The 25367-nt window shown below is 74.8% G+C and carries 25 protein-coding genes and 4 pseudogenes; 10 read left to right on the top strand and 19 right to left on the bottom strand.

Features of this window, described 5'->3' with window-relative positions; translation table 11 throughout:
• Nucleotides 1–4 precede the first annotated feature (4 nt).
• The 8 genes and pseudogenes from ACQPYN_RS04510 to ACQPYN_RS04475 form a co-directional block, all read right to left on the bottom strand.
• A complete protein-coding gene (locus ACQPYN_RS04510) occupies nt 5–832 on the bottom strand; it encodes an efflux RND transporter periplasmic adaptor subunit (RefSeq protein WP_433034012.1) in 828 nt (275 codons plus the stop codon).
• The gene (locus ACQPYN_RS04505; protein WP_433034010.1) at nt 718–1710 is read right to left on the bottom strand and encodes a hypothetical protein; all 993 of its coding nucleotides are present in this window, start codon (nt 1708–1710) and stop codon (nt 718–720) included. The genes ACQPYN_RS04510 and ACQPYN_RS04505 overlap by 115 nt, the downstream gene beginning before the upstream one ends.
• Before the next feature lie 65 nt (nt 1711–1775).
• Entirely contained in the window at nt 1776–2321 is a 546-nt protein-coding gene (gene hpt, locus ACQPYN_RS04500; protein WP_274189970.1) for a hypoxanthine phosphoribosyltransferase, read from the bottom strand.
• A 14-nt stretch (nt 2322–2335) separates the two neighbouring features.
• A pseudogene (gene tilS / locus ACQPYN_RS04495) lies at nt 2336–3363 on the bottom strand (tRNA lysidine(34) synthetase TilS).
• A gap of 10 nt (nt 3364–3373) precedes the next feature.
• Entirely contained in the window at nt 3374–4447 is a 1074-nt protein-coding gene (locus ACQPYN_RS04490; RefSeq protein ID WP_433038714.1) for a zinc-dependent metalloprotease, read from the bottom strand.
• Between the two features lie 41 nt (nt 4448–4488).
• Nucleotides 4489–4662 (bottom strand): annotated as a pseudogene (locus ACQPYN_RS04485) (D-alanyl-D-alanine carboxypeptidase); the annotation flags it as partial.
• A gap of 202 nt (nt 4663–4864) precedes the next feature.
• Nucleotides 4865–5026: pseudogene (locus tag ACQPYN_RS04480) on the bottom strand (D-alanyl-D-alanine carboxypeptidase); the annotation flags it as partial.
• 176 nt (nt 5027–5202) lie between these two features.
• Nucleotides 5203–5703: pseudogene (locus ACQPYN_RS04475) on the bottom strand (D-alanyl-D-alanine carboxypeptidase); the annotation flags it as partial.
• A 426-nt stretch (nt 5704–6129) separates the two neighbouring features.
• On the opposite strand from ACQPYN_RS04475, the gene ACQPYN_RS04470 reads away from it, so the two are divergent.
• Nucleotides 6130–6621 carry an inorganic diphosphatase gene (locus tag ACQPYN_RS04470; protein WP_433038712.1) on the top strand — a complete coding sequence of 164 codons (492 nt, stop codon included), beginning with the start codon at nt 6130–6132 and terminating at the stop codon, nt 6619–6621.
• Nucleotides 6622–6664: 43 nt separating this feature from the next.
• Here the strand turns inward: ACQPYN_RS04470 and ACQPYN_RS04465 are convergent, their stop codons facing one another.
• Nucleotides 6665–9379, bottom strand: a complete 2715-nt coding sequence (locus ACQPYN_RS04465) for an MFS transporter (protein WP_433034007.1) — start codon at nt 9377–9379, stop codon at nt 6665–6667.
• Entirely contained in the window at nt 9376–9900 is a 525-nt protein-coding gene (locus ACQPYN_RS04460; RefSeq protein WP_433034004.1) for a MarR family winged helix-turn-helix transcriptional regulator, read from the bottom strand. Before ACQPYN_RS04460 ends, ACQPYN_RS04465 begins: the two co-directional genes overlap by 4 nt.
• A 194-nt stretch (nt 9901–10094) precedes the next feature.
• Here ACQPYN_RS04460 and ACQPYN_RS04455 point away from each other — a divergent pair, with 194 nt between their 5' ends.
• A complete protein-coding gene (locus tag ACQPYN_RS04455; RefSeq protein WP_433034001.1) occupies nt 10095–10874 on the top strand; it encodes an enoyl-CoA hydratase/isomerase family protein in 780 nt (259 codons plus the stop codon).
• Nucleotides 10875–10882: 8 nt separating this feature from the next.
• On the opposite strand, the gene ACQPYN_RS04450 is transcribed toward ACQPYN_RS04455, so the two are convergent.
• From ACQPYN_RS04450 to ACQPYN_RS04440, 3 genes are all read right to left on the bottom strand, one after another.
• Nucleotides 10883–12094, bottom strand: a complete 1212-nt coding sequence (locus tag ACQPYN_RS04450) for an acetyl-CoA C-acetyltransferase (RefSeq protein WP_433033998.1) — start codon at nt 12092–12094, stop codon at nt 10883–10885.
• Nucleotides 12095–12104: 10 nt separating this feature from the next.
• Nucleotides 12105–12557: a MaoC family dehydratase gene (locus tag ACQPYN_RS04445; protein WP_274196006.1), complete on the bottom strand. Its 453-nt coding sequence runs from the start codon at nt 12555–12557 to the stop codon at nt 12105–12107.
• Nucleotides 12558–12645: 88 nt separating this feature from the next.
• Entirely contained in the window at nt 12646–13701 is a 1056-nt protein-coding gene (locus ACQPYN_RS04440) for an LLM class F420-dependent oxidoreductase (protein ID WP_433033995.1), read from the bottom strand.
• A gap of 99 nt (nt 13702–13800) precedes the next feature.
• Between ACQPYN_RS04440 and ACQPYN_RS04435 the strand changes: the two genes are divergently transcribed.
• Nucleotides 13801–14244: an acyl-CoA thioesterase gene (locus ACQPYN_RS04435; RefSeq protein ID WP_433033992.1), complete on the top strand. Its 444-nt coding sequence runs from the start codon at nt 13801–13803 to the stop codon at nt 14242–14244.
• Here the strand turns inward: ACQPYN_RS04435 and ACQPYN_RS04430 are convergent.
• The 3 genes from ACQPYN_RS04430 to ACQPYN_RS04420 all read right to left on the bottom strand — a co-directional run bounded on the left by ACQPYN_RS04430 (nt 14202) and on the right by ACQPYN_RS04420 (nt 16622).
• Nucleotides 14202–14843, bottom strand: coding sequence for a flavin reductase family protein (locus ACQPYN_RS04430; protein WP_433033989.1), 642 nt, complete (start codon nt 14841–14843; stop codon nt 14202–14204). The genes ACQPYN_RS04435 and ACQPYN_RS04430 overlap by 43 nt on opposite strands.
• 5 nt (nt 14844–14848) lie before the next feature.
• Complete coding sequence (locus ACQPYN_RS04425; protein WP_433033986.1) at nt 14849–15901, bottom strand: hypothetical protein; 1053 nt, start codon at nt 15899–15901, stop codon at nt 14849–14851.
• A 550-nt stretch (nt 15902–16451) separates the two neighbouring features.
• The gene (locus ACQPYN_RS04420) at nt 16452–16622 is read right to left on the bottom strand and encodes a hypothetical protein (protein ID WP_433033982.1); all 171 of its coding nucleotides are present in this window, start codon (nt 16620–16622) and stop codon (nt 16452–16454) included.
• Between the two features lie 229 nt (nt 16623–16851).
• Here ACQPYN_RS04420 and ACQPYN_RS04415 point away from each other — a divergent pair, with 229 nt between their 5' ends.
• The 4 genes from ACQPYN_RS04415 to ACQPYN_RS04400 all read left to right on the top strand — a co-directional run bounded on the left by ACQPYN_RS04415 (nt 16852) and on the right by ACQPYN_RS04400 (nt 18951).
• Nucleotides 16852–17928 (top strand): sulfite oxidase, encoded by a 1077-nt coding sequence (locus tag ACQPYN_RS04415; RefSeq protein WP_433033979.1) that lies wholly within the window; start codon nt 16852–16854, stop codon nt 17926–17928.
• Between the two features lie 78 nt (nt 17929–18006).
• Nucleotides 18007–18189, top strand: coding sequence for a hypothetical protein (locus ACQPYN_RS04410; RefSeq protein WP_433033976.1), 183 nt, complete (start codon nt 18007–18009; stop codon nt 18187–18189).
• A gap of 67 nt (nt 18190–18256) precedes the next feature.
• Nucleotides 18257–18634 carry a YidH family protein gene (locus ACQPYN_RS04405; protein ID WP_433033973.1) on the top strand — a complete coding sequence of 126 codons (378 nt, stop codon included), beginning with the start codon at nt 18257–18259 and terminating at the stop codon, nt 18632–18634.
• Nucleotides 18631–18951, top strand: coding sequence for a DUF202 domain-containing protein (locus tag ACQPYN_RS04400; RefSeq protein ID WP_433033970.1), 321 nt, complete (start codon nt 18631–18633; stop codon nt 18949–18951). Before ACQPYN_RS04405 ends, ACQPYN_RS04400 begins: the two co-directional genes overlap by 4 nt.
• Here ACQPYN_RS04400 and ACQPYN_RS04395 read toward each other — a convergent pair.
• Both ACQPYN_RS04395 and ACQPYN_RS04390 read right to left on the bottom strand, forming a co-directional pair.
• Nucleotides 18923–19831 carry a DMT family transporter gene (locus ACQPYN_RS04395; protein ID WP_433033967.1) on the bottom strand — a complete coding sequence of 303 codons (909 nt, stop codon included), beginning with the start codon at nt 19829–19831 and terminating at the stop codon, nt 18923–18925. The two genes, ACQPYN_RS04400 and ACQPYN_RS04395, sit on opposite strands and share 29 nt — an antisense overlap.
• A gap of 67 nt (nt 19832–19898) precedes the next feature.
• The gene (locus ACQPYN_RS04390) at nt 19899–21143 is read right to left on the bottom strand and encodes an acyl-CoA dehydrogenase family protein (RefSeq protein WP_433033964.1); all 1245 of its coding nucleotides are present in this window, start codon (nt 21141–21143) and stop codon (nt 19899–19901) included.
• Between the two features lie 179 nt (nt 21144–21322).
• Here ACQPYN_RS04390 and ACQPYN_RS04385 point away from each other — a divergent pair, with 179 nt between their 5' ends.
• The 3 genes from ACQPYN_RS04385 (at nt 21323) to ACQPYN_RS04375 (ending at nt 24166) form a co-directional block, all read left to right on the top strand.
• Complete coding sequence (locus tag ACQPYN_RS04385; protein WP_433033961.1) at nt 21323–22285, top strand: MSCRAMM family protein; 963 nt, start codon at nt 21323–21325, stop codon at nt 22283–22285.
• Nucleotides 22282–23124 carry a YceI family protein gene (locus ACQPYN_RS04380; RefSeq protein WP_433033958.1) on the top strand — a complete coding sequence of 281 codons (843 nt, stop codon included), beginning with the start codon at nt 22282–22284 and terminating at the stop codon, nt 23122–23124. The genes ACQPYN_RS04385 and ACQPYN_RS04380 overlap by 4 nt, the downstream gene beginning before the upstream one ends.
• A 145-nt stretch (nt 23125–23269) precedes the next feature.
• On the top strand, nt 23270–24166 hold the full coding sequence (locus tag ACQPYN_RS04375; RefSeq protein ID WP_433033955.1) for a type IV toxin-antitoxin system AbiEi family antitoxin domain-containing protein: 897 nt from the start codon (nt 23270–23272) through the stop codon (nt 24164–24166).
• A 102-nt stretch (nt 24167–24268) separates the two neighbouring features.
• On the opposite strand, the gene ACQPYN_RS04370 is transcribed toward ACQPYN_RS04375, so the two are convergent.
• Nucleotides 24269–25366, bottom strand: a complete 1098-nt coding sequence (locus ACQPYN_RS04370) for a YoaK family protein (RefSeq protein ID WP_433033952.1) — start codon at nt 25364–25366, stop codon at nt 24269–24271.
• Nucleotide 25367 lies beyond the last annotated feature (1 nt).

The following is a 25367-nucleotide window of genomic DNA, read 5'->3' as shown; positions in this document are numbered from 1 at the left end:
GTCGTCACCCGCCCCCGCCGGAGCCGCCACCACCGTTGTTGTCCAGACGCGGCGGCCGCTGGCCCGGCGCGAAGGCGTTGCCGGTGTTCGGGTCGGGCAGGACGACGAGCTCGCCGGGCGCGAGACCGGAACGGATCTCGGTGAGCGTGTCCGAGCTCAGCCCGAGACCGACGGTGCGGGCCTGCGGGACGCCGTCGGGCCCGAGGACCTGCACGGTCCCGGAGGTCGCGCTCTCGCCGCCGATCGGCGTGACGGCCACCGACGGCAGGAACGCGACGTTCGGCGACTGCGCGACGGTGACGGCGACGCTCGCGGACATCCCGGGCCGCAGGTTCGGCGGCGGGGTGGTGAGCGTGACCGCGGTGCCGTACTCGACCGAGGTGCCGGCGCCGGGCAGCAGGTCGACCGCGCTCACGGTGCCGGGCAGCGACTGCCCGGGCAGCGCGTTCACCGAGACCGCCACCGGCTGTCCGACCGTGAGCCGCCCGACGTCGAGCTCGGGGACGTCCGCTCGGATCTGGAGGGTCGTGAGGTCGAGGACCGTCATCGCCGCCGGGGCCGTGGGCGACCCCGTGACCGACGCCGTCCCCCCGCCCGACTGCGCACCGGCTCCGCCCGAGGCCGCGCCGGCCGCCGCGGAGGCGCCGGCACCGGTCCCGCCCGCGGTGCCGTCGGGCAGCGTGCCGCCGGTCGGGTTGCCCGACGACGTCGAACTGCTCACCGTGGCGCCGGCCGGGACGATCTGGCCGGGTCCGATGTCGAGGCTGACGACGGTGCCGTCCTGCGGGGACGACAGCTCGAGGTCGTCGGCGGACTGCTCGGCCTGCACCACCGTCGCCTCGGCCTGCGCGAGCGCCGCCTCGGCCGAGGCCACGGCGCCCTCGGGGGTCGAGCCGCCGGCGGCGCCTCCGCGGCACCCGCGCCCGACCCGCCGGCTGCTCCGGAGCCGGTGCTGCCGGTGCCCGGGGTCGGGGTGGGCGTCGGGGTCGGAGCGGCGGCCTTCGGCTGCGAGGAGAAGCCGTTGACGCCGACCAGCGGGGCGTTCTGCTGCGGGGGCTGCTGCCCACCCGGCTGCCCCGGCTGACCCGGCTGGCCAGGTGCTCCCGGAGCCCCGCCCGAACCTCCTGCGCCGCCCGCTCCGCCCGGGCCTCCGGGTCCGCCGGCGCCACCGGGTCCTCCCGCTCCCCGGCGCCCCCGGTCCACCGGCGCCACCCGCCGCTGGCGGCGTTCCACCCGCCGGTGGTGTTCCACCGGCCGGTGCCGTCCCCCTGCAGGCGCCGTTCCACCCGCCGCGGGCTGCTGGGCCGGCGCGGCGGTGGTGGTCGGGTTGTCGCGCGCCTCGCGGGCGTCGCGCAGCTGCTGGCGGGCGGAGTCCCGCTGGGCGCGCGCGGCCTCGAGGTTGGCGTCGGCGTACTCCGGGTCGAGGGTCGCGACGACCTCGCCGGCGGTGACCGTGTCCCCGATGGCCACGCGGACGTCCTCGACGCGGCCGCCGGCGGCGAAGTTCAGCGTGGAGCTCCGGGCGCTCGTCACCGCGCCGGAGGCGGTGACGGTCTCGGCGACCGTGCCGCGTCCCACCGGGGTGGTGCGCAGGCCGGCGTCGTCGGTGCCGCTCGAGGACAGGGCCACGACGGCGCCGCCCGCCGCGAGGAGCACGACCAGCACGATCAGCCCGTTGACGATCCACAGAGAGCGACGCCCACCGGCCATGTGGCGGACGTTATCCCGCCGTCACCCGGCCCCGACGCCCGGGTCCGCACTGGGTGAGTGACGGTTCAGGCATAGACGTGCGGGTCGAGCGTGCCGATGTAGGGCAGGTCGCGGTACCGCTCGGCGTAGTCGAGACCGAAGCCGACGACGAACTCGTTGGGGATGTCGAAGCCGATGTAGGCGACGTCCACGTCGAGCTTGGCCGCCTCGGGCTTGCGCAGGAGGGTCACGACCTGCAGCGACGCCGGCCCGCGCGACTCGAGGTTCTTGCGCAGCCAGGACAGCGTCAGGCCCGAGTCGATGATGTCCTCGACGATCAGGACGTGGCGCCCGGAGATGTCGCGGTCGAGATCCTTGAGGATGCGGACGACGCCCGAGGACGAGGTGGACGACCCGTAGGAGCTCACGGCCATGAACTCGAGCTGGGTGGGCATCGGGAGCTTGCGCGCGAGGTCGGTCATGAACATCACGGCGCCCTTGAGCACCCCGACGAGGACGAGGTCCTGGTCGTGCTCGCCGTAGGCGGCGCCGATCTCGGTCGCCAGGTCGGCGATCTTGCTCTGAATCTGCTCCTCGGTGACCAGCACGGACGCGATGTCGCCGTCGTACACCGTTGTCGAGCTCCTCAGCAGATCGGTGGTGGGGCGTGTGGCGCAGTCCCTGCTCCGGCCGCAGCCACGCGCAGCTTCCCACGAGCCCGCACGACCTCCAACCCGCCCGGGAGGGGAGGCGCGCCCTGCCCGCGCCACGCGGCGACGAGCGCGTCGACGGCGCGGAGATGCGCGTCACTGAGCTCCGCGACCCCGCCGTCGTGCAGCCACGCCCGCAGCACCCGGCGCCGGATCGCGGGCGGGTCGGTCGCGAGGGCCGCCGCGTCGAGGGCGCCGTCGTCGTCGACCAGCTCGTGGCGGCGACCGTCGGCGAGGGCGGTGAGCGCGGCGTCGTCGTCGGCGAGCTGGGCGGCGGTGCGGGCGAGCGCGGGCGCCACGCCACCGGCCAGCACGTCCTCGAGCAGGGGAGGACCTCGTGGCGCAGCCGGACGCGGGTGTAGCGCGGGTCGGCGTTGTGGGGGTCGTCCCACACCACGAGACCGGCGGCGGCGCACGCCGCGCGCGTGGTCGCCCGCCGCACGCGCAGCAGCGGGCGGCACCACGGCGGGTCCCACGCGGCCATGCCCGCGAGCGAGCGCGCGCCGGACCCGCGGCCGAGTCCCAGCAGCACCGTCTCGGCCTGGTCGTCGAGCGTGTGACCGAGCAGCACGGGCGCGTCCCCGTGCTGCTGTGAGATGGAGCGCAGCGCCGCGTAGCGGGCGGCGCGCGCGGCGGCCTCGGGCCCGCCGGCGGTGCCGACCTCGACGGCGACGACGTCGGCACGCGCCGTCCCGAGGTCCCGGAGCTGCGCGGCCGTCCGGGCCGCGTGCTCGTCGGAGCCCTCCTGCAGGCCGTGGTCGACGACGACCCCGAGCACCAGGCCCGGGGCCACGTGGACCGCCGCGGCGGCGAGGGCCAGCGAGTCGGCGCCGCCCGAGCAGGCGACGATCACCGCGAACGGGGAGTTCGTGCGCGTAGAAGCAGCGAACCGCCCGTTCGCTGCGTCGGGGAGGGCCTCGCGCACCGCCCGGCGGACCTCGGCCACCGGCTCCGGGACGCGCACGAGCGGGACGTCAGCCGTGGACGCGGGCGAGCCAGGCGGCGGGGTCGGTGATCTCCGCGCGCCGGGGCAAGGTGTCCGGCGAGGTCCAGACGGCGTTGAGACCGTCGAGGCCGACGACGTCGACGACGTGGTCGACGAACACCCGGCCCTGCTCGTACTGCTTGATCTTGGCGTCGACGCCCAGCAGCGTGCGCAGGAGCCGGTCGACGACGCTGCCGCCCCGGCGCCGGGTGGTGAAGCGCGCCCGGATCGTGGACACCGACCCGACGACCTCGGGGCCGACGGCGTCCATCACGTGCTCGGCGTGGCCCTCGAGCAGCGTGGTGAGGGCGAGCAGCCGGTCGAGCACCTCGCGCTGCTCGGGTCCCTGGAACATCTCGACCAGGGCGAGCCCGTCCTTCGGCGGATCGCGGCGCACGGCCTTGACGATCTCGGGCAGGCGGTCGACGGCGCCCGACGCGGTGCGGTCGAACCCGCCCGCGAACGCCGCGACCTCGGAGCGGAAGTGGTCGCGCAGCCAGTCGACGGCCGTGAACTGGAGCCGGTGGGTGGCCTCGTGCAGGCAGACCCACAACGCGAAGTCCTCGGCCTCCACGTCGAGGGCGCGGCGCGCGGCGACGACGTTGGGCGCGACGAGCAGGAGGCGCCCGGCCTTTTCGGGGCCGCCGAACGGGTCGTACTGACCCAGCACCCGGCTGCCGAGGAACGCCAGCAGCGTGCCCATCTGCAGCCCGGCCGCCGAGCGCGTGACGCGGCCGAAGGCGTCGCCGACGAGGCCCTCCGGCGCGCGCGGCCCGGGGGTGTCCTCGAGCAGCGTGGCGATGCCGTCGACCGCGGAGCGGATCCAGCCCGGCCGGTCGACGACGTCGGCCTCGGGCACCGGGAGTCCGGCCCCGAGCCCGGTGAGCGCCCGTACGTGCCCCTCGCCGACCCGGGCGCCGTCGCGCAGCCGCGTGACCTCGATGGCCGCCTCCTCGGGCGTCACCGACGGCCCCGCGGAGACCAGGCGCGCCCCGGTGGCGGCGGCGAGGTCCCAGTCGACGGGCAGCCCCGTCGGGGGCGCGGAGGTCAGCTCGGCGGTCACGGCTCCACCGTACGTCGCGCCCTCCCCCGGCAGCGGGTCCCTCAGCGGCAGCCGCAGTCGTGCAGCGCCGCCGCCAGGGCGTCGAGGCGAGGCCGGGCGCTCCCCGGGTCGACGCCGTTGCTCATGAAGGAGAAGACGAGCACCCGCCCGTCGGCGGTGCCGACGACGCCGGCCAGCGCGTTCGCGGCGGTCAGCGTGCCGGTCTTCGCCCGGACCCAGCCGCGGCCGTCCGCCGCCGGCGTCCCGGGCGCGTAGCGGTCGGCGAGCGTGCCCCGCCCCCGGCGACGGGCAGCCCGTCGAGCAGCGGCCGCAGGGCGGCGGTGCGCGGGTCGGTGCCGACGGGGGCCGCGGCGGGGCGAGCACCCCGGACAGCGCGGTCGCCGGCACGCGGTCGTTCACCGAGAGCCCGCTGGTGTCGGCGAGCGTCACCCCGGCCGTGTCGATCTGCGCCTCGCCGAGCACCTGCGTCACCGCGCGGGCGGCGCCGTCGAACGTCGTGGGCAGGCCGACCGTGCGGGCGACCTCGCGGCCGAGGGCCTCGGCGAGGACGTTGTCGGAGTTCTGCAGCGCCGTGCGCACGAGCTCGGTGACCGGCGGCGAGACGACCTGCCCGAGCACCGCCGCGCCGGGGGCGCGGTGCCGACCGTCGCGGTCGGGGCGGTCCCGCTCGCGGCCAGGCGACGGCCCAGCTCGCGGGCGGCGTCGGAGGCCGGCGTCGCGGTGCGCGGGATGTCGAGCTGGGTCGGGTCCGAGCGCCCGCCGTCGAGCATCACCGGCACGATCGGCGCGACGAAGCCGCCGGCGACGTCGGTGGGGTCCCAGCCCGGCGCGACGCCGTTGCCTCCGCCGTTCTCGTAGCGGGAGACGTCGACGTAGACCCGCTTGACCGCCGGCTGCCCGGCGCGGGCGGCGGTCACCGCGGTGACGAGGTCGTCGAGGCGCGCCGCGTCGGGGTACACGGTCCGTTGCCCGGCCGGCAGCGACGACAGCGTCGGGTCGCCGCCGCCGACGAGCACCACGGAGTCGGGCGTCGGCCCGGCGACGACCGTCGTCGTCCAGCGCATCGTCGGGTCGAGCCGCAGCAGGGCGGCCGTGCTCGTGAGCAGCTTGGTCACCGAGGCCGGGACCTGGGGCTCGGAGGCGCGCCGGTTCCACAGGGTGGTGCCGGTGGCGGGGTCGACGACGGCGCCGGTGAGGTCGCCGAGCGCGGCGGTCCGGGTGTCGAGCGCCGTCGCGAGCCCGGCCTCGGTCGGCACCGGGCCTCGGCGCCGGCGGCGGCCAGGCGCAGCCGGGGTGTCGAGGGGTCCGGGGGCTCGGCGGCCTCCCCGCCGAGCAGCGAGACGGGCAGGCCCACCGACCGCGCGAACGAGGGCGCCTGCAACGCCGTGCCCACGCCGAGACCGGCGAGCAGGACGACGACGACCGCGAGCGCGAGGAGCGCCGGGATCCACCGGCGACCGGCGGTTGACGACGCGGGATCCGCGCGGTGACCGTCGCCGCTCACGCCCCCGGACCCCTCCTCACCTGCAGTTCACCCCACCCCGGACGAGGGGGAGGTCACCTCGACGGGGTGACGGTGCACCCCGGTCGGTACCCCACACTAGAGGCCGGGTCGTGGCCCTCCGGCCACGCCGCCGACCAGGCCACGACGAGAACGAGCACAGGGAGCGGTGAGCGGCACCGTGCAGTTCGACGTACTGATCGAGATCCCCAAGGGGGTCCGCAACAAGTACGAGATGGACCACGAGAGCGGCCGGCTGCGGCTGGACCGGACGCTCTTCACGGCCACTCAGTACCCGGCCGACTACGGATACGTCGAGCACACCCTCGGGATGGACGGCGATCCGCTCGACGCGCTGGTGCTCGTCCAGGAGCCGACGTTCCCGGGCTGCCTGGTGCTCGCGCGCGCGATCGGCATGTTCCGGATGACCGACGAGGCCGGCGGCGACGACAAGCTGCTGTGCGTGCCGGCGAACGACCCCCGCCAGGAGCACCTGCGCGACATCCACCACCTCTCGGAGTACGACCGCCTCGAGATCCAGCACTTCTTCGAGGTCTACAAGGACCTCGAGCCCGGCAAGAGCGTCGAGGGCGCCTCCTGGGTGGGCCGCTCGGACGCCGAGCTGGAGATCAAGGCCTCGCGCAAGCGGGCCGAGGAGCAGGGCAGCCACTAGACGCCGCGGCCGCCGGGACCAGGGGTCCCGGCGGCCGACGCGTCTACCGGACCGACCGTGTGAGGTCGTCGCGGTCCTGCGGTGCCTGCGTGTCCGGCGCCTCGTGGCGCCCGCCCTCGGGGCCGGATGTGGCCGGGCGCGGCGGGGCCACCGTGAGCGTGACGTCCACCGGGCCCGCGGCGCCGTCGACGACGACCTCCTCGGTGACCGGCGCGAAGCCGCTCGCGGTGAGCATGTGCCGGCCGGGCGCGAGGTCGTCGAGCTCGAAGCGGCCGTCGGCACCGGTGACCGCCGAGGCCACCACACCGCCGTCGCGTCCGACGAGCACGACCAGCGACTCGGGCACCGGCGCCCCGCCCGAGGCCCGCACGGCCCCGGCGAGCGAGTAGCGCGCGACCGGCACCGTCACGTCCGCGCGCGCGCCGCCGTCGCCGACCTCCACCCGCGTGGCCCGCGGCGCGCGCCCGGGGGCGAGCACGGTGACGGTGTAGATGCCGGCCGCGACCTCGCCGCCCTCCCACCGGCCGTCGGCGTCGCTGCGGTGCACGCCGACGACACCGCCGGTGGGGTCGGTGACGGTCACGGTGGCGCCGGCGACGCCCGTGCCGTCGGGCTCGGTGACCCGTCCGTCCAGGGTCGCCGCGCGGGCCAGGGCGACGTCGCGGCGCACGGGGACGCCGTCGACGGTGACGAGCTCGGCGAACGGCCGACGCCGCGGCGAGCTGGCGATGAGCACGTACGTGCCGGACGCGGGCGCCCGCAGGACGAAGCCGCCGGCGGGGTCGAGGTCCGTGCGCTCCACCGGGGCGCCGTCCAGGCCGTGGAGCGAGACCGTCACCTCGTCCTCCGCCTCGACCGGGACCCCGGTCGTGCCGGTGACGTGGCCGTGGACGGTCGGTCCCGAGGATCGGCGCGGCGCGGGGCTCGGCGCGACGGCCGCGCTCGGCGGCCCCCACCCGGGCTCGGCGTCGTGCCGGGAGGGCCCGGCGGCCGCCCCCGCGGGCACGGGTGGCGCGGAGGCCGTGGTGTCCAGGGCCGCTGCTCCGGCGGTCGGGCCGCCGACGGCCGTGGCGGTCGTGGTGGGGGTGGCCGCCTGCTCGGCGTCGCGGGCCTGGATGCCCGAGACGGTGCGCAGCGGCAGCTGCCGCATGAACCAGATGAGCACGAAGCCGATCGCCACCACGCACGCGGCGACGAGGAACACGAGGTCCATCGAGTCCGCGAACCCGACGAGGAACGGCTCGGCGAGGCGGGGGTCCATGCGCTGCAGGACCGAGGAGTCCTGCACGACCTGCGCCGCGCCCGTCACCGGGTTCAGCGCGACGGCGTTGGCCGGGTTGGCCGCCACCACGGGGTCGGCGGCCGCGGCCTGGAACGCCGGGGTGCCGACGGCGGCGGCGAAGGCCGTGCGGATGTTGTCGCCGACGGTGGAGAACAGGATCGACAGGAAGACCGCGACACCGAGCGTGCCGCCCATCTGCCGGAAGAAGGTGGCCGACGCGGTCGCGACGCCCATGTCCTTGGCCGGCACCGCGTTCTGCACCGCGAGCACGAGGGTCTGCATGCACAGGCCGACGCCCAGCCCGAAGATCGCCATGAGGACGGCGACCTCGCCGTAGGGCGTGTCCGCGTGCAGCCGGAGGTGGAACAGCACCAGGCCGACCGTCATGAGGCCGAGGCCGATCACCGGGAAGATCTTGTAGCGACCCGTCCGGGAGGTGAGCTGGCCCGACAGGATCGAGGACACCATCAGGCCGCCGACCAGCGGCAGCATCTCCAGGCCCGCCTGCGTCGGCGAGGAGCCGGTGACGATCTGGAGGTACTGCGGGACCAGCGCGATGCCGCCGAAGAGCCCGATGCCGGTGATGATCGCGATGATCGAGGTCAGGCTGAACACCGAGTTGTTGAACAGCCGCAGCGGGAGCACGGCGTCGTCGCCGTAGGCGCGCTCGGCGAGCAGGAACGAGACCAGTCCGACCGCCGCGACGACGTAGCAGATGATCGCCGAGGTCGAGGTCCAGCCCCACTCCCGGCCCTGCTCCGCGACGACGAGGATCGGCACGAGGGTGACAGCGAGGGCGACCGCGCCGGGGAAGTCGATGCGGTGGTCGCGACGGGTGTGCGGCAGGTTGAGCACCCGGAGGACCACCAGGAACGCGACGATCCCGATGGGCACGTTGACGAGGAAGACCCAGCGCCAGCCGGTGATGCCGAAGATCGTGGTCTGGCCCGCGAGGAACCCGCCGATGACGGGGCCGAGCACGCTCGACGTCCCGAACACCGCGAGGAAGAAGCCCTGGTACCGGGCGCGCTCCCGCGGCGGGACGATGTCACCGATGATCGTGAGCGCGAGGCTCATGAGGCCACCGGCGCCGAGCCCCTGGATCGCGCGGTACGCGGCGAGCTCGTACATCGAGGTCGCGATGGTGCACAGCACCGAGCCGACGACGAAGATCCCGATTGCGGAGAGGAAGAACGGCTTGCGCCCGTAGAGGTCGGAGAGCTTGCCGTAGAGCGGCGTCGAGATCGTGGCCGTGAGCAGGTAGGCCGTCGTCGCCCAGGCCTGCAGGTTGAGGCCCTGCAGGTCGTCGGCGATCGTGCGGATCGAGGTCGCGACGATGTTCTGGTCGAGCGCGGCCAGGAACATCCCGAGCATCAGCCCGGAGAGGATGGCGAGGATCTGCCGGTGGGTGAAGCCGGTGCTGCTCGCCGCGGCGGCGGCTGCCGGCGGAGCCGCCGGGGCAGCGGTGGTGCTCATGAGGCCTCCGGGGGAGCCAGCACCGGCGAGGACGCCGCGCTGGAGAGGTGGTGGTTCTCGAAGTCGCTCGTCAGCCGGTCGAGGAGCTCGACGAGACGGACGCGGTCGGACTCGTCCCAGTGCGCGGTGAGCGCTCCGATCTCGCGGTTGCGACGGTCACGGTTGGCCTGGAAGACGCGCAGGCCCTCGTCGGTGGCGGCGAGCAGGGTGGCCCGTCCGTCGTCGGGGTCGGGGCGTCGCTCGACGAGACCGGCCCGGACGAGGCCGGCGACCTGCCGGCTGACGGTGGAGGGGTCGGAGTGCACCGACTCGGCGAGCGCGTTGGACCGCCGCGGGCCCTCGAGCACGAGGCGGGCGAGCAGGACGTAGGCCGCCCGCTCGACACCGTCCGGGCCGACGGCCTTGCCGGCCTTGGCCCGCTCGACCGCCCGCATCAGGCGGATCATCTGGTGGCCGAGGCGGTCCGAGACCAGCCAGCGGTCGTCCACCCCCGGCGGCGCCGGGAGCCGCGTGGAATCCATTGCATGCTCCGTACAATCGGTTGCTGACTACAAGCATGCACCCGCCGCCCGTGTTCCCGCCAACCGGGCCCCGGTCGGGTACGTCACGGTGCGGTCCGGGGCCGGCGGGTTTCCGCGCGAAGGGCACCTTCGGCCGGATAGAGCGGCGACGGGCGCCCTTCGCCGGAACGCGCCTCGCCCTACGGTGTCGAACCGTGAGCAGCGAGCGCGTCACCTACGAGCGCGACGGGCACGTCGCGACGATCACCTACTCCCGTCCCGAGAAGCTCAACGCGATCGACGGCGCGATGCGCGACGGGCTCAACGAGGCGTTCGACCGCTTCCGTGCCGACGACGAGGCGTGGGTGGGCATCGTGACCGGCGAGGGCCGGGCGTTCTGCGTCGGGGCGGACGCGAGCGGCGAGGGCAACCCGGCCGGCGACTTCCCCGGCTCGTTCTGGGAGCGCCCGACGGTCAACTCGTTCGAGAGCGGCTGGGAGATCTACAAGCCGGTCATCGCCGCGGTGAACGGGCACTGCCTGGGCTACGGGCTGACGCTGGTCACCTGGTGCGACCTCGTGATCGCCAGCGAGCGGGCGACGTTCGGCTTCCCCGAGGTCCGCCTCGGCATCCCGACGATCGTCGGCGCGATCCGCCTGCCCCAGCGCATCGGCTGGCAGCCGGCGATGGAGCTGCTGCTCACCGGCGAGCGCGTCGACGCCGAGCGCGCCCGGGACATGGGGCTCGTCTCGCGCGTCGTCCCGCACGACGACCTGCTCGGCGAGGCCCGCGCCCTCGCCGACCGGCTCCTCGCGGGCGCGCCCCTGGCCCAGCGGGCGATCAAGGAGATGGCCCGCCGGGCGCCGTACCTGGGCGAGACCGACGCCATCCGCTTCGGCGAGACCATGCGCCGCGTCGCGGGCGCGACCGAGGACGCCGTCGAGGGCATGACCGCGGCGCGCGAGAAGCGCGAGCCCCGCTGGCAGGGCCGCTGAGGTGCGCGTCAGCGCACCCGCTCGAACACCGCGGCGAGGCCCTGGCCGCCGCCGATGCACATGGTCTCGAGGCCGTAGCGCGCCTCGCGGCGGTCCATCTCGCGCAGCATGGTCGCCAGGATCCGCACGCCGGTGGCGCCGACGGGGTGGCCCAGCGAGATGCCCGAGCCGTTGGGGTTCACGCGCTCGTCGTTGATCAGGTCGATGCCCCACTCCCGCCCGACCCCCAGGGCCTGGGCGGCGAAGGCCTCGTTCAGCTCGATCACATCGAGGTCGGACAGAGAGAGCCCCGCCCGGCCCAGCGCCGCCTCGGTCGCCGGCACCGGCCCGATGCCCATGACCTCCGGGCCCACGCCCGCGACGCCCCACGACACCAGCCGCGCCAGCGGCCGCAGCCCCAGCTCCTCGGCCTTCTCCGGCGTCGTCACGATGCACACCGCCGCGCCGTCGTTCTGCCCCGAGGCGTTCCCCGCGGTGACCGTCGCGTCCGGGTCCTGCTTGCCCATGATCGGGCGCAGCGTCGAGAGCTTCTCCAGCGCCGCGTCCGGGCGGATGTGCTCGTCGGCCTCGACGACCGTGTCCGACTTGCGCCCGGGCACCGTCACCGGCACCAGCTCGTCGGCGAAGCGCCCGTCCTTGACCGCCGCGGTCGCCTTCTCGTGCGAGCGCACCGCGAGCCGGTCCTGCTCCTCGCGGCCGATCGAGTACCGCTTCCGGACGTTCTCGGCGGTCTCGATCATCCCGCCCCACACCGGGTGGTCCTTGCCGCCGGCGTGCACGCGGCCCTCGGCCAGCGCGTCCTTCATCTGGAACCCGCCCGCCTTGGTGCCCCAGCGCGGTGCCTGGCTGTAGTACGTCGCGCCCGACATCGACTCCGCGCCGCCGGCGAGCACCAGCGACGCGCCGCCGGTCTGCACCGCCATCGCCGCGTACAGCACCGCCTGCAGCCCCGACCCGCAGCGACGGTCCACCTGGATGCCCGGCACCGTCACCTCGAGCCCGGCGTCCAGCGCCGCCACCCGCCCGATCGCCGGGGCGTCCATCGTCGGGTAGCAGTGCCCGAACGCGACGTCCTCGATCTGGTCGGCCGTGATCCCCGTCCGAGCCACCAGCTCACGGATCACCGTCGCCGCCAGCTCCTGGGCCGCCACATCCCGCAGCGCCCCGCCGAAGCCCCCCACCGGGGTCCGCAGGGGCTCACAGATCACCGCATCGGCCACGGCCGACCTCCTAGTACGCGTAGCGCAGGATGACCTCGGCGACGCACGCCGGCTTGGGCCATCCCTCGATCTCGACGGTCCCCCCGATGGTGGCCTGCACGCCGTTCGGGACGTCGGTGACGTCCACCAGGCGGCAGTGACCTCGCACACGGGAGCCGACGGGCACCGGCGCCGGGAACCGGACCTTGTTCAGCCCGTAGTTCACGGTCATCGAGACACCCTCGACCTTGAAGGTGTCCCACCCGAACTTGGGCATGAGCGCGACGGTGAGGAAGCCGTGCGCCACGGTCTTCCCGAACGGCCCCTCGGCGGCGGCCTCCGGGTCGACGTGGATCCACTGGTGGTCGTCCGTGGCGTCGGCGAAGGTGTCGACACGCTTCTGGTCGACGGTGACCCAGGGGCTGGTGCCCAGGTCCTCGCCGACCGCGCCGCGCAGTTCCTCGACATCGGCGAACACGCGCATGGGGAGCTCCTAGATGTTCGGCCCTACAGGTCTGCCCTACAGATCGGCCCTACAGATCGGCCCTACAGATCGGCCCTACAGATCGGCCCTACAGATCGGCACAGAGTTCCTTCGCCTGCCCCACCAACGACACCCGCTCGGCGGGTGTGCCGGCGAGCGGCGTGACGTTGATCGTGGTGACGCCGGCGGCGGCGAAGGCCTGCAGCCGCTCGGCGACGTAGGAGCGCGGCCCGATGAGCGACATCGCACGCACGAGCTCCTCGGGCACCGCCGCCGCGGCGTCGTCCTTCTTGCCGTCGAGGTAGAGGTCCTGGATCTTCTCCGCCTCCTCCTCGTAGCCGTAGCGGCGGGCGACGTCGTTGTAGAAGTTCTTCCCCTTCGCGCCCATGCCGCCGACGTAGAGCGCGACGAACGGGCGCATGCCGTCGAGCATCGCCTGCGCCGTGGCCTCGTCCTCGGTGATGCAGAGCGAGGCCTGCAGGTAGATCTGCAGGTCACCGAGGGCGGGGTCTCGCTTGGCCTTGCCGGTCTCGAGCGACTCACCCCAGATCTCGTGTGCCCGCTCGGGGACGAAGAAGATCGGCAGCCAGCCCTCGGCGATCTCGGCGGTCAGCGCGACGTTCTTCGCGCCGATCGAGGCGATGACGATCGGGATCCGGCTGCGCACCGGATGATTGATGATCTTCAGCGGCTTGCCGAGGCCGGTGCCCTGGTCGGCGGGCAGCGGGATCGAGTAGTGCTTGCCGGAGTACTGGACCTTCTCGCGGCGCCACACCTGCCGGCAGATGTCGACGATCTCGCGCGTGCGGCCCAGCGGTGCGTCGTACTTGAGCCCGTGGAAGCCCTCGATGACCTGGGGCCCGGAGGCGCCGATGCCGAGGGTGAACCGGCCGTTCGAGACGTAGTCGAGGCCCGCGGCGGTCATGGCCGTCAGCGACGGGGTGCGCGTGTAGATCTGCAGGATGCCCGAGGCGATCTCGACGGTGCTCGTGCGCGCGGCGATGTACCCGAGCTGGCTGACCGCGTCGAAGCTGTAGGCCTCGGGCACGAAGACGATGTCGAGCCCGGCCGCCTCGTGCTCGGCCAGCTCCGCGACCGTCTCCTCGAAACCGCCGCTGTAGTTCAGGCCCATCCCGATCCGCACGCTGCCTCCTCGCTCGGCGTCCGACGCCCTGGCCGTCCCGCCGGGGCAGCCTGCCACGATCGCCCGGATCATGGAGACGGCGGAGGCGAGGGCGCGAGGGTGTTCACGACGACGGTGACGGTGCGCGGCTACGAGACCGACGCGAACGGGCACGTCAACCACGCCGTCTACCACCAGTACGGCGAGCACGGCCGCACGGAGTTCCTCCGCGTCGCCGGGCTCGACGTGCCGGACCTGACGGACGCCGGGCTCGGCCCGGTGATCCTCGAGTCCACCGTCCGGTTCCTGGCCGAGCTCCGCGTCGGCGACGAGGTCGAGGTGGCGGTCGACGTGCGCTTCGGCGAGGGCAAGACGTTCCGGATGGACACCGAGCTCCGTCGCGGCGAGCAGGTGTGCGCGACGCTCACCGGCATCATGGGGCTGCTCGACCACGCCACCCGACGGCTCGTCGCCGACCCCCGCGGGCGGATGCTCGCGCTGGCCGACCCGGAGACCGGCCCTCAGCTCCTCGGCGAGCCCTCCGAGGCGGCCCCCGAGAAGTGACCCGGCCACTCGTCGTAGCGAATCCGGGGGGTCTTGCGCACCTCGCCGAGGGTGGACCACTCGCTGCCGCCGAGACGAGCGATCGGCGCGAGGAGCCGGGCGTCGGGACGCCCGTCGACGAGCGCGTCGGAGTCGACGACGGCGTGCACGACGCGGCCGAGCACGATCGTGCAGTTGCCCAGCGGGACGGTGCGCTCCAGCCGGCACTCCAGCGCCACGGGTGACTCGGCGATCCGCGGGGTCGCGACGCGCGACGACGGCTCGCGGGTCAGCCCCGTCGCGTCGATCTCGCTCTCGTCGGCCGGGAAGTCGGTCGCCGACGCGTTGATCTCCTCGATCAGCTTCTCGGGCGTCAGGCACACCGTGAACTCGCCCGTGGCCTCGGCGTTGCGCAGCGAGTCCTTCTCCCCCACCGAGGTGAACTGCACGATCGGCGGGTCGGTGCTCGCCACCGTGAAGAACGAGTGCGGGGCCAGGTTGTCGACGCCCTCGGCCGACCGCGTCACCACCCAGGCGATCGGCCGCGGCACGATCACCTGGGTCAGGAACTGGTAGAAGCGGCCGGCGCCCAGGGCGTCGGGATCGAAGTCGGTGCGCACGACGGTCAGTTACCCGGGAGCAGACCGCTCGGCACCAGCTGCGGGCGCTCCGAGGTCGTCGTCCGCGACGACGAGGTGCTCCCCGTGGTGCTGGTCGGCGTCTCCTCACCGGACGTCGTCGTGCCCTCCGGCGCGTCACCGCTGGTGGTGGCCTCCGGCGCGGAGGTCGACGTCGTCGGCTCGGCGGTGCCGAACACCTGCCCGAAGCTCGTGCCCGACTCGCCTCCCGAGATCGGCGAGCCCTTGACCCGCTCGATCCCGGTGATCGCGAGCATCGCGATGAGGAAGATCAGCAGCGCCGTCGCCGCGAGCACCCCGTAGCGCTTCCAGGGCGTCGAGCGCGGCGGGTCGGAGTCGTCGTCGGGGTCGTCGGGGTCGTCCGGGCCGCCGGGGACACCGTGCAGGACGGTGGGGTCGTCGTCGGACCCGCCCATCACGCGGGTGCCCGGACCGACCGCCTGCGTGGCGTCGTCGCCGATCGCACGGGTGCGGGGGTCGACGGCCTGGGTGGCGTCGTCGCCGATCGCGCGGGTCCGGTCGTCGTCGGGTCCGCCGGGACCACGACCGGGACCACCAGCCGGGCCACCGCCCATGGCCATCGTGGCGGGCGCCGCCCCGACCCGCGCCGCGCCGCCGCCGATCACGACGGTCGGCTGCTCGTCCGGCCCGGCGCCCCGACCCGGGGCCCCGACGGCGACCGTGCGGCGCTCGTCGGCCCCCTCGACCTCGCCCGGGCGACCCGGTCCGCGCCGCGCCTTCATCCGGCTGCGGACGTGGTCGCGGGTCCGCTCGACGGACCGCTGGTAGGCCGCGTCCCCCACGGTGGTGATGACCGCGGCGATCCCGGCGCCGGCCACGGTGCCCGCCGCGCCGCCCATGAACGAGCCGGCCGCCGCGGTCAGGACCGCGGCGAACGCCTGCCCGGAGACCTTGATCGCCGACAGCGGGCTCCCGGAGGCCGCCGCCTCGCCCGCCGGGCGGTGGCTCGTCGGCTCGTCGCTCGCCTCGCTCGCCCTGGGGCGACGGAGGTGCGCTGGTCGTCGGCCGGCGTGCGCCACGGCCGCTCGTCGGGCGCGCCGCCGTACGGCGCGGGGCCTCCGTGACCGCCGTGGCCCGGACGTCCCGGCGCACCGGGCGGCGGCCCGTACTGGCCGGGCGGCGGGCCCTGCGGGGACCCTGCGCAGGCATGCCCGGCGGGGGCGGGCCCTGCGGCGGCATGCCCTGCGGCGGCCCGGGCCGCGGTGGGCCGGCGGGCGCGCCGTGGCGGCCTCCCGGAGGGCCGGGCTGCGCCGGGGGCCAGGGCGCGCCGGGCTGGCCGGGTGGGCCACCGGGGCCGGGCCGTCCGGGTCCCGCCGGCGGCATGCCGGGTCCCTGCGGCGCCGAGGGGTCGACGGCGTCGGAGCCCGACGAGCCCTGCGCGGCCTCGTCCCCGTCCGGCCCGGGGGCAGAATGGCGCCCGCGACCGGAGCCGTCCGGGGGTCCGGAGTGCTCGCTCATCCCTGCCCTCGCTGACCTCGGTGACCGGTCACGCGCCCGGACGTGACCGGGTCCCCAGGGTGCCCCACGGCGTGAGCCGGACCCTCGGCGACCCCGCACCGGAACCTCGGGTCAGTCGCCGGAGCGCCGGTGACGGCCGCCGGTGCCGCGGAGCATGACCGGCCGGGACGGCCGGGCCTCGCCCCCTCCGGAGAGGTCCTCACGGAACGCGCGCCGCTCGGCTCCACGATCGAACCGGCCGAGGGCCCGGCGGACTTCCTCGTAGATCGGCGTCTGCGTCATGCGCGGCACCCTACGACTCCGCCGACGGCGCCCGACGGCCGCTCCGGCCACACCCACTCGGGGTTTCACACCCCTGCTGAGCTGGGGACACGTCCTCACGGAGGAGCTTGCCGTCGATCATGACCGGACACCGGACGAGGACCGGTCACGGACCCGCCGACGAGGTCCACCCCAACGGATCAACCGGGCCCGAAGAGCCCTCACCCCGTGTCGCCGACGTCGGAGAACCGTGCCCCACCCACCGGTCGAACTCACCGTCCACTCGGCGCAGCCGTACAACGCCGAGCCACCGCGCACGGCCCTCGCCGGCCGTGACATCACGCCCCTCGAGGCCTTCTACCACCGCAACCACGCCCCCGAGATGCCGTCACCCGATCCCGGGACGTGGACGCTGCGGGTCGACGGGATGGTCGAACGGCCGGCGACGTTCTCGCTCGGCGCGCTGCGTGAGCGGTTCCGCGAGCACTCGGAGGTCGTGACGCTCCAATGCGCCGGCAACCGGCGCGCCGGGCTCGCCGAGGTGGCCGACCTGCCGGGCGAGACACCGTGGGGCCCGGGGGCCACCGGCACGGCGCGCTGGTCCGGGGTGCGCCTCGCCGACGTGCTGCGCGAGGTCGGCGTCGAGCCGGGCGCCACGGACGTCGAGTTCACGGGCGCGGACGTCACCGAGGAGCCGGGCGCCCCCGCGCCCTATGCGGTCTCGGTGCCGCGGGAGAAGGCCCTGGCGCACGAGGTGCTCCTCGCGTGGTCGATGAACGGCGAGCCGCTGCCCGTCGCGCACGGGGCCCCGGTGCGCGTCGTCGTCCCCGGCTGGATCGGGGCGCGCAGCGTGAAGTGGCTCGAGCGCGTCACCGTCGCCGACCGGCCCTCCGACGGGCACTACCAGGCCGTCGCGTACCGGCTGCTGCCCGCCGACGCGTCCCCCGCCCGCGGCCGCGGCGTCCCGCTCGGCCCGATCGCGGTGAACGCCGACGTCCTCGCCCCCGCCGACGGCGCCGAGGTCCGGTCCGGCCCCACGCAGGTCACGGGCTACGCCCTCGCCGGCGGCGACCGCACCGTGGTGCGCGTCGACGTCTCCACCGACGACGGCCGGACGTGGCGCGAGGCGGACCTCGACCCGCAGGCCTCGCGGTGGAGCTGGCGGCTGTGGCACGCCGAGCTCGACCTGCCGCCCGGCACGACCCGCGTCGTCGCCCGCGCGTGGGACTCGGCGGCCGGGGTGCAGCCCGCCGACCCGGCCGAGGTCTGGAACCCGAAGGGCTACGTCAACAACTCCTGGGCCCGCGTGACGCTGCACGCTGTCTGACCCGAACACGGGTGGGCGGGCGCGCACCGGATATCCGCGAGGGCACCGTCGTGGTGCGAATCCGGAGGTCGCCATCCCATGAGCACCGGCGCTCGCTCGTCCCGCCGCCCACCCATCGGAGTCTTCGTCGCCGTCCTGCTGGCGGTCCTGATCGTCCTGGCCGGGGTGCTGTTCTGGCTCGCCCAGAGCACGGCCCCCTCCAGCGGCTCCACCACCACCGGCTCCCTCGGGGCCCTCGTCGTGCTCCTCGCGCCCGCCTGATCCCGCACAGGCGCCCCCGACCCGGCACGATGCGCACGTCGTCGCCCGTGCACCGGAGGGAGGGTCCGTGGGTCAGGCCCCCGACAGCGACACCGCCACCGACACCGAGGAGCACGAGCCCGACTACCGCTTCACCCTCGCCAACGAGCGCACCTTCCTCGCGTGGCTGCGGACGTCGCTCTCGCTGCTGGCCGCGGGCGTGGCCGTCGTCCAGCTCCTGCCCGAGTTCGCCGTCCCCGGGACGCGGGTGGTCGTCGGCGGCCTGCTCGCGGCGCTGGCCGTCATCACCGCCGCGGGCGGGGTGCTGCGCTGGCGCGGGGTGGAGTCCGCGATCCGTCGGGGCCGGCCGCTGCCGACGCAACGGATGCCGTGGGTGCTCGCCGGGGGGCTCGTCGTCCTCGCCGTGTTCGGCCTCGTGCTGATCGCCCTGCGGGGCGCGGCGTGACCTCCCCGTCGGACGGGGGCCTGCAGGCCGAGCGGACCGGGCTGTCGTGGAGCCGGACGTCGCTCGGCGTCGGCGCCAACGCGGTGCTGCTCGCGGTCCGGGAGCTCACCCACGACGAGCCGGGCCAGGCGCTCGTGCTGGCCGCGGCCGCGGCCGTGCTCGCGGTGGTGATCGCCGTCTACGGGCGGTACCGCACCCGGCTGCTGAGCCGTGCCCCGCTGCCCTCGCCGCTGGCCGCCGACCGCGCCGTCCCGCTGCTCGGGGGCGCGGTGGCCCTGTTGGCGCTGGTCACGGGTGTGGTGCTGGTGCTGCCGTAGCCGCAGGCGCCCGCTGCTCCGGCGTGGGCCCGGAGCGGATGAGCGTCACGAGCCCCGCGACGGCGACCACCGCGCTCAGGACGGCGAGGATCCCGCCCGACAGGCCGAGCGCGAAGCGCTCGCCGAGCACGACGATGCCGATCGCCATCGCCGTGACCTGGTCGGCGGTGATCTGCGTCGACAGCCCGGCGTCGAGCCCCCCGTCGCGGTAGGCGGTCTGCAGCAGCAGCACCGAGGCCACGGGCAGCACCACGACCGCGGCGAGCACCGCCCCGATGAGCCAGGGCGACCGGCCGTCCTGCACCAGCCGGAACGTCAGACGGACGAGGCCCGACGTCGCCCCGGCGCACAGACCCGAGACCGCGGCGCGCATGACCGCCCGCGGCACGGCCGGGGCGCGCCCGCTCGCCCCCGCCACCAGCAGCGCGAGGAGGGGGACGACGAGCAGGGTCGTGAGCACGATCCCGGCGTCGGGGCGGGTGTCCGACGGCTGGTGCTCGGCGAGCCCGAAGAGCCCCGCCAGCCCGATGACGAGCACCACGGCGCCGATCCACTCGCGGCGGTGGATGCGGCGACGCTCGAGCCACGCGTCGAGGGGCAGCGCCAGGATCAGCGACGTCACGCCGATCGGCTGGACGAGGGTGATCGAGCCGAAGCCGAGGGCGACGACGTGGATGAGCGCTCCGAGCACCATCGCGGTCACCCCGCCCCACCACCAGGGCCGGCGCAGCAGCGCGCCGAAGAACGGCACGCCGGTGCCGGTGCGGGTGGAGCCGTCGACGGTGCGGGCGGTCTCGCGCCGCTGCAGGGCCGCGGAGAGCGCGTAGGCCAGCGCGGAGCAGCAGGCGAGGGCGACCGCGATGGACGCGTTGGCGGTCACCGGCGGCACCCGGAGCGGGGTGACACGGGGAGGGGCGGCACGGCGGCGAGGTACCCGGTCCGGACGGTCAGCGCACGAACGCGCTGTGGCCGGTGACCGCCTTGCCGACGATCAACGTGTTCATCTCGCGGGTGCCCTCGAACGAGTACAGCGCCTCGGCGTCGGCGAAGTAGCGCCCGACGCCGTTGCCCAGGATCACCCCGTTGCCGCCGACGAGCTGGCGGGCCCACGCGACGGTCTCGCGCATCCGGCTCGCGCAGAACTCCTTGGCCAGCGCCGAGTGCGCGTCGGAGCCCCGGCCGGCGTCGAGGAGCTGGGCGTTGCGCACCGCCATGCCCAGCGAGGCGGTGACGTTGCCCAGCATCTGCACGAGCAGCTCCTGCATGAGCTGGAACCCGGCGATCGGGCGGCCGAACTGCTCGCGCTGCAACGCGTAGGACAGGGCGAGCTCGTAGGCCCCCATCTGCGTGCCGACCGCGCCCCAGGAGGCGTTGCCGCGGGTGAGCCGCAGGACCCCACCGGCGTCCTCGAACGTGCCCGTGCCGCCGGAGAGACGGTGATCGTCGGGCACCCGGACCCCGCGCAGCGCGATGTCGGCGTTCTGGACGATGCGCAGGGCCGTCTTGCCCTCGATCTTGGCGATCGTCATGCCCTCGGTGTCGCGGGGGACGACGAACCCGCGCACCTCGTTCGTCTCGAGGTCGCGCGCCCAGACGACGACGATGTCGGCGAACGTCGCGTTGCCGATCCAGCGCTTGTCGCCGTCGAGCACCCACTCGTCCCCGTCGCGGCGGGCGGTGGTCCGCATGCCGCCGGCGACGTCGGACCCCCCGTCCGGCTCCGTGAGCCCGAAGGCGCCGATCGTCTCCATCCGCGCCATCGAGGGCAGCCAGCGCTGCCGCTGCTCCTCCGTGCCGCCGGCGTGCACCGATCCCATCGCGAGGCCCGTGTGGATGCCGAAGAAGCTGTTCACCGACGGGTCGACCCGCGCGATCTCGGCGTGCAGGAAGCCGAGGAAGAGGCGGCGGGCGGGCTCGGTCCGACCCTCGCCGAGCCCGTAGGGCAGCCCCGCGAGGTCGAGGTCCGCGAAGCCCTTGACCAGCTGCATCGGGAACTCGGCGCGCTCCCAGGCGTTCTCGACCAGCGGGGCGACGTCCTCGCCGAGGTAGGAGCGCAGGCGCCGCAGCGTCGCGGTCTCGTCGTCGGTGAGCAGGTCCGCGTAGTCGAAGAAGTCGGCCACCGCGTCCCGGTCCGGGGCGAGGTCGAGCGCGGGCCGCGGCAGGGCGGGGAAGTCGGACGGGAGCTCGGGCATGCCCTCCAGCGTGGCCCGCCCCGGCGGGGCACGCCACTGATCACCGCCGGGCCGTGTCGAGATGATGCTTGTACTATCCAAGCAAATGGACCCCACGGTCGTGCCCGCTCCCGGCGGGCGGGGTGCGGCCGGTGGACGATGGACCGCGGCCGGACGCGTGTCGAGAGAGGTGGACGTCGGTGGACGGACAGGAACCGATCATGATCTTCGGTCGGGTGACGCGGAGCGACGGTGCCCCGGTGCCCGGTGCCGCGCTGACGCTGTGCGACCTCTCCGGTGACCAGCTCGACCGCGCCGCCGCGGACGAGGGCGGGCACTTCCAGCTCGTACCGCCGACCGGCGGGACCTACCTGGTCATCTGCGCGTCGTCGACCCACCAGCCGCACGCCTCGCTGGTCGCGGTCGCCGACCGCCCGCTGCGCCACGACGTCGGGCTCACCGGCGGCGGGGCCTCGCTCGGCGGCACCGTCGGGGTGCGGCACGGGGCGGCGACCAACGGCAACGGCACGGGCGTGAGCGGCTGGGACGACGTCGTGCTCACCCTCACCGACGTGCGCGGCACCGTCGTCGCCGTGACCCGCTCGGGCACCGACGGCGGCTACCGCTTCTCCGATCTCACCGAGGGCACCTACACGCTCACGGCCTCGGCGCCGCGCCTCGCGCCGGTCGCCGAGACCGTCCGCGTCCCCGGCGAGGGCCACGTGACCCACGACGTCGCGCTGGCCACCCGCACCCAGCTCTCCGGCACCGTCCGCTCGGCGGGCGCCGGGCGTCCCGTCGCCGAGGCCCTGGCCACGCTGGTCAGCGAGGACGGCCACGTCGTCGGCTCGCGCGTCACCGGCGAGGACGGCTCGTTCCGCTTCGACGACGTCGCCCACGGCGTCTACACGATCACGGCGAGCGGCTACGCCCCCGTGGCCTCGGAGATCGAGATCGGACCGGGCCACCCGTCCGACGTGGTGCTCAGCCTCGTGCCGCCGGCCGTCGACGGGACGCCGTCGCGCCCGGACGCACCGCTCGGCGACGACGGGGCGGTCGCGGGCAACGGCGACGGCGGCGGGCGCCACGTCCACCACCTCGACACCGACGACGGCACCGAGACCTCGCGGACCAACAGCCAGTCGGGCGGCGAGCTGCGGTGAGTGCTGGGGAGCGCACGGCGGAGGCGGCCTCCGGCGCATCCCGGGGTGACGGCCGGATCCGCGGTCTCGCCGTGACGAGCGACGGCTGGCCCGTGCCGTTCGCCGTCGTCACGGTGATCGACGCCTCCGGCACCCAAGTCGGCGGCACGTCGGTGCGCGGGGACGGCACGTTCGAGGTCGAAGGCCTGCCCGAGGGGCCGGTCACCGTGATCACCTCGGCGGTCGGGCACTCCCCGGCGGCGCGCCCGCTGTCCGGGCCGGGCGAGCTGGGCCGCGTGGTCCTGACGCGCTCGGGCGCGCTGAGCCTGCCCGCCCCGGGGCGCTGGGAGATCGATCCCGTCCACTCGCGCATCGCCGCCTCGGCGTTCCACCTCGGCATCACCAAGGTCCACGGGCGCCTGCGCAGCTTCTCCGGGGCAATCGAGATGGGCGCCGACCTCGCGGGGACGCGGGTGCAGGCCGCCATCGACCCGGCGAGCGTCGACACCGACGACGACACCCGCGACCAGCACCTGCGCGCCGGCGACTTCCTCGACGTCCTCGCGTTCCCGCGCATCGAGTTCTCCTCGACCGTGATCACCGCTCAGAGCCCCGACCACTGGACGATGACCGGCGACCTGGTGCTCAAGGGCGTGCGCAACACCGTCGCCCTCGACGTCGTCTACCACGGTTCGGGGCCGGACCTCTGGGGCGGCGAGCGCGCGGGCTTCAGCGCGACCACCCAGCTCTCGCGCGACGACTTCGACATCCGGTGGAACCAGTCGGTGATCGCCGGCATCTTCGCCGTCGGCCGCACCCTGCGCATCGAGATCGACATCGAAGCGGTGCGCACGTCCTGAACTGCGAGATGTCGGCGCGGTGATCGATACGCGGTTACTGGCTGGTATCGCTCGCTGAGCGAGCGATACCAGCCAGTAATCGCGATCGGGGAACGCCCGCGGCGGGCGATGGAGCCGACGCCGGCCATGGTGCGTCGAACCCGGCATGGAACTCCTCGAACTCGTCCGGACCCAGGACGGCCTCATCCGCCACGATCAGGCTCGCGAGCTCGGACTGTCGCCCGCCGCCATCGGTCGGCGCGTCAGTTCCGGCGAATGGCTCGAGATTCATCCGCGCGTCTACCTCACGGCGGCCCACACGCTCACGCCGCGCGCGGCTCTCCGGGCGGCCGCGTTGTGGGCCGGGGACGCGGCGACGCTCACGGGGCTCGCCGCCGCCGCGTGGTGGAACCTCACGGACCGCCGCCCGACGACGACCACGATCGCCGTCGGAGAGACCGGAGGGCATTCGCCGCCCCCCGGCATCCGCCTGGAACGGAGATCGATGGCGCTGCTCGGCCGGGTGAAGGTCGACGGGGTCTGGGTCGAGCATCGGGCGTCCGCCGCGCTCGAGGCGGCGACGTCGCTCGGACTGGTCGAGGGCGCCCGTCTGCTCGACCGAGCGCTGCAGCAGGACCGCGTCGGCATGCCCGCCCTTCGGAAGGCCCTGCGAGCCCTGGGTCAGCGGCACGGCGTGGTCCTGGCCCGGCGCCTGGTCGCGCTCGCCGACGGCGGAGCGAGGTCAGAGGCGGAACGGGACGCCCTCCGGCGCCTCACCAGGGCCCGGATCACAGGCTGGACCGCCAACCTGCCGGTCGACCTCCCTGGCTTCGGGCGCGTCGTCCTCGACATCGCGTTCCCGGAACACCGGGTCGCCGTCGAGATCGACGGCTGGGCGTACCACCGCGACATCGACCGCTTCCGGCGTGACGGCCTTCGCCAGAACGAAGTCGTGATCGGCGGCTGGCGGGTCATCCGGGTGACCTGGTTCGACCTCCAGGAGACGCCCGACTACCTCGTGGACGTCGTGCTCCGAGCGCTGAACGCGGCTGTCGCGGCGTGAGCTCGCCGCGCCGTTGTCCCGTTACTGGCTGGTATCGCTCGCTGAGCGAGCGATACCAGCCAGTAACCGCAGGGCTGGCCGAGGAAGGGCGCGACACCCCGGTCAGCTCGGCACCGGCTCCTGGTCGCCCTCGCCCGGGGCGGCGCCGAGCACGAGGTCGTGGACGACCGGGCGGCCGTCGACCGAGATCAGCACGGCGCGCGGCCGGGCGGCACGCCCGCCCATGCGGTGCGGGGTGCAGACCAGCATGAAGTCCCCGGACCCCGGCGGATCGAGCTGATAGGTGCCGTCGACCTCGGTGTGGACGCGCCCCACCTGCTCGCCGCCGTCGGAGACCAGGGTCAGCACCGCGGGGCGGGCGTCGCCGTCGAGCCCGAGGACACGGCCGTGCACGGGGCCGGCCGCCACGCCCGCGTCCTCGTCGGCCTCCTCGTGGGCGTCGGCGTCCGGGACCTCCTCGCGCGGATCGGGAGCGAACTGCGGCTCGCCGACGGTGAGCCCGCCGCTGTTGGCCCGGGTCACGACGGCCATGAGCACGATCGCGACCAGGACGAGCGCCACGGGCGCCACGAACGACCAGTCCGGGGCGAAGCGCTGGACCACGGCGTTGCCGCCCGCGGCGGCGATCACGGCGAGCAGGCGCAGCGGTGAGTTCCAGTTCCACGTGAACGGCTTGTGCAGCTCGACGAGGCTCGAGACCCAGTTGGTGATCGTCCCGGACATGAAGCTCGTCGGGGTCCCGGCCGGGCCGACGTAGCGCACGGCCGCCGCCTGGACGCCCATCGCCAGCCCGGAGCCGACCACGAGCACGACGACCTTCCACTGGACGAGCGGGCTGTCCTCGTCGACCCCGTACCAGAACCCGCCGAGCAGCAGGAGCAGCGCGAGCTCGAACGTCAGCGTCGCGCCGACGGCGTTGCGCCACGGCCAGCGTCGCATCGCCAGCCCGCAGAAGACGGTGCCCGCGATCAGGCCACCGCAGTAGCCGCCGATGGCGCACACGTTGTCGAGGATCTGCGGCCAGTCGCCCTGTCCGAGGCCCAGCCCCAGCATGACGAGGTTGCCGGTCATCGTGCTGGCGAAGACCTGGTTGAAGGCGAAGTACGTGACGACGTCGATCGCACCGGCGGCAGCGGTGAGGACGACGGTCACGGCGCTGAGCGTGCGGGGGCGACGCTCGGGTTCGTCGAATCCGGTCACG

The sequence above is a fragment of the Actinomycetospora sp. CA-053990 genome (genome assembly GCF_050948445.1).
GTDB classification, from domain to species: domain Bacteria; phylum Actinomycetota; class Actinomycetes; order Mycobacteriales; family Pseudonocardiaceae; genus Actinomycetospora; species Actinomycetospora callitridis.
The sequence above is the reverse complement of the archived record's forward strand: the minus strand, read 5'-3'. Positions and strand labels throughout refer to the sequence as shown.

Coding starts and splice junctions, on each gene's coding strand:
- ACQPYN_RS04505 (WP_433034010.1), bottom strand. CDS start 1,710: ATGGCCGGTGGGCGTCGCTCTCTGTGGATCGTCAACGGGCTGATCGTG.
- ACQPYN_RS04465 (WP_433034007.1), bottom strand. CDS start 9,379: ATGAGCACCACCGCTGCCCCGGCGGCTCCGCCGGCAGCCGCCGCCGCG.
- ACQPYN_RS04460 (WP_433034004.1), bottom strand. CDS start 9,900: ATGGATTCCACGCGGCTCCCGGCGCCGCCGGGGGTGGACGACCGCTGG.
- ACQPYN_RS04445 (WP_274196006.1), bottom strand. CDS start 12,557: ATGCGCGTGTTCGCCGATGTCGAGGAACTGCGCGGCGCGGTCGGCGAG.
- ACQPYN_RS04420 (WP_433033982.1), bottom strand. CDS start 16,622: ATGACGCAGACGCCGATCTACGAGGAAGTCCGCCGGGCCCTCGGCCGG.
- ACQPYN_RS04410 (WP_433033976.1), top strand. CDS start 18,007: ATGAGCACCGGCGCTCGCTCGTCCCGCCGCCCACCCATCGGAGTCTTC.
- ACQPYN_RS04390 (WP_433033964.1), bottom strand. CDS start 21,143: ATGCCCGAGCTCCCGTCCGACTTCCCCGCCCTGCCGCGGCCCGCGCTC.
- ACQPYN_RS04375 (WP_433033955.1), top strand. CDS start 23,270: ATGGAACTCCTCGAACTCGTCCGGACCCAGGACGGCCTCATCCGCCAC.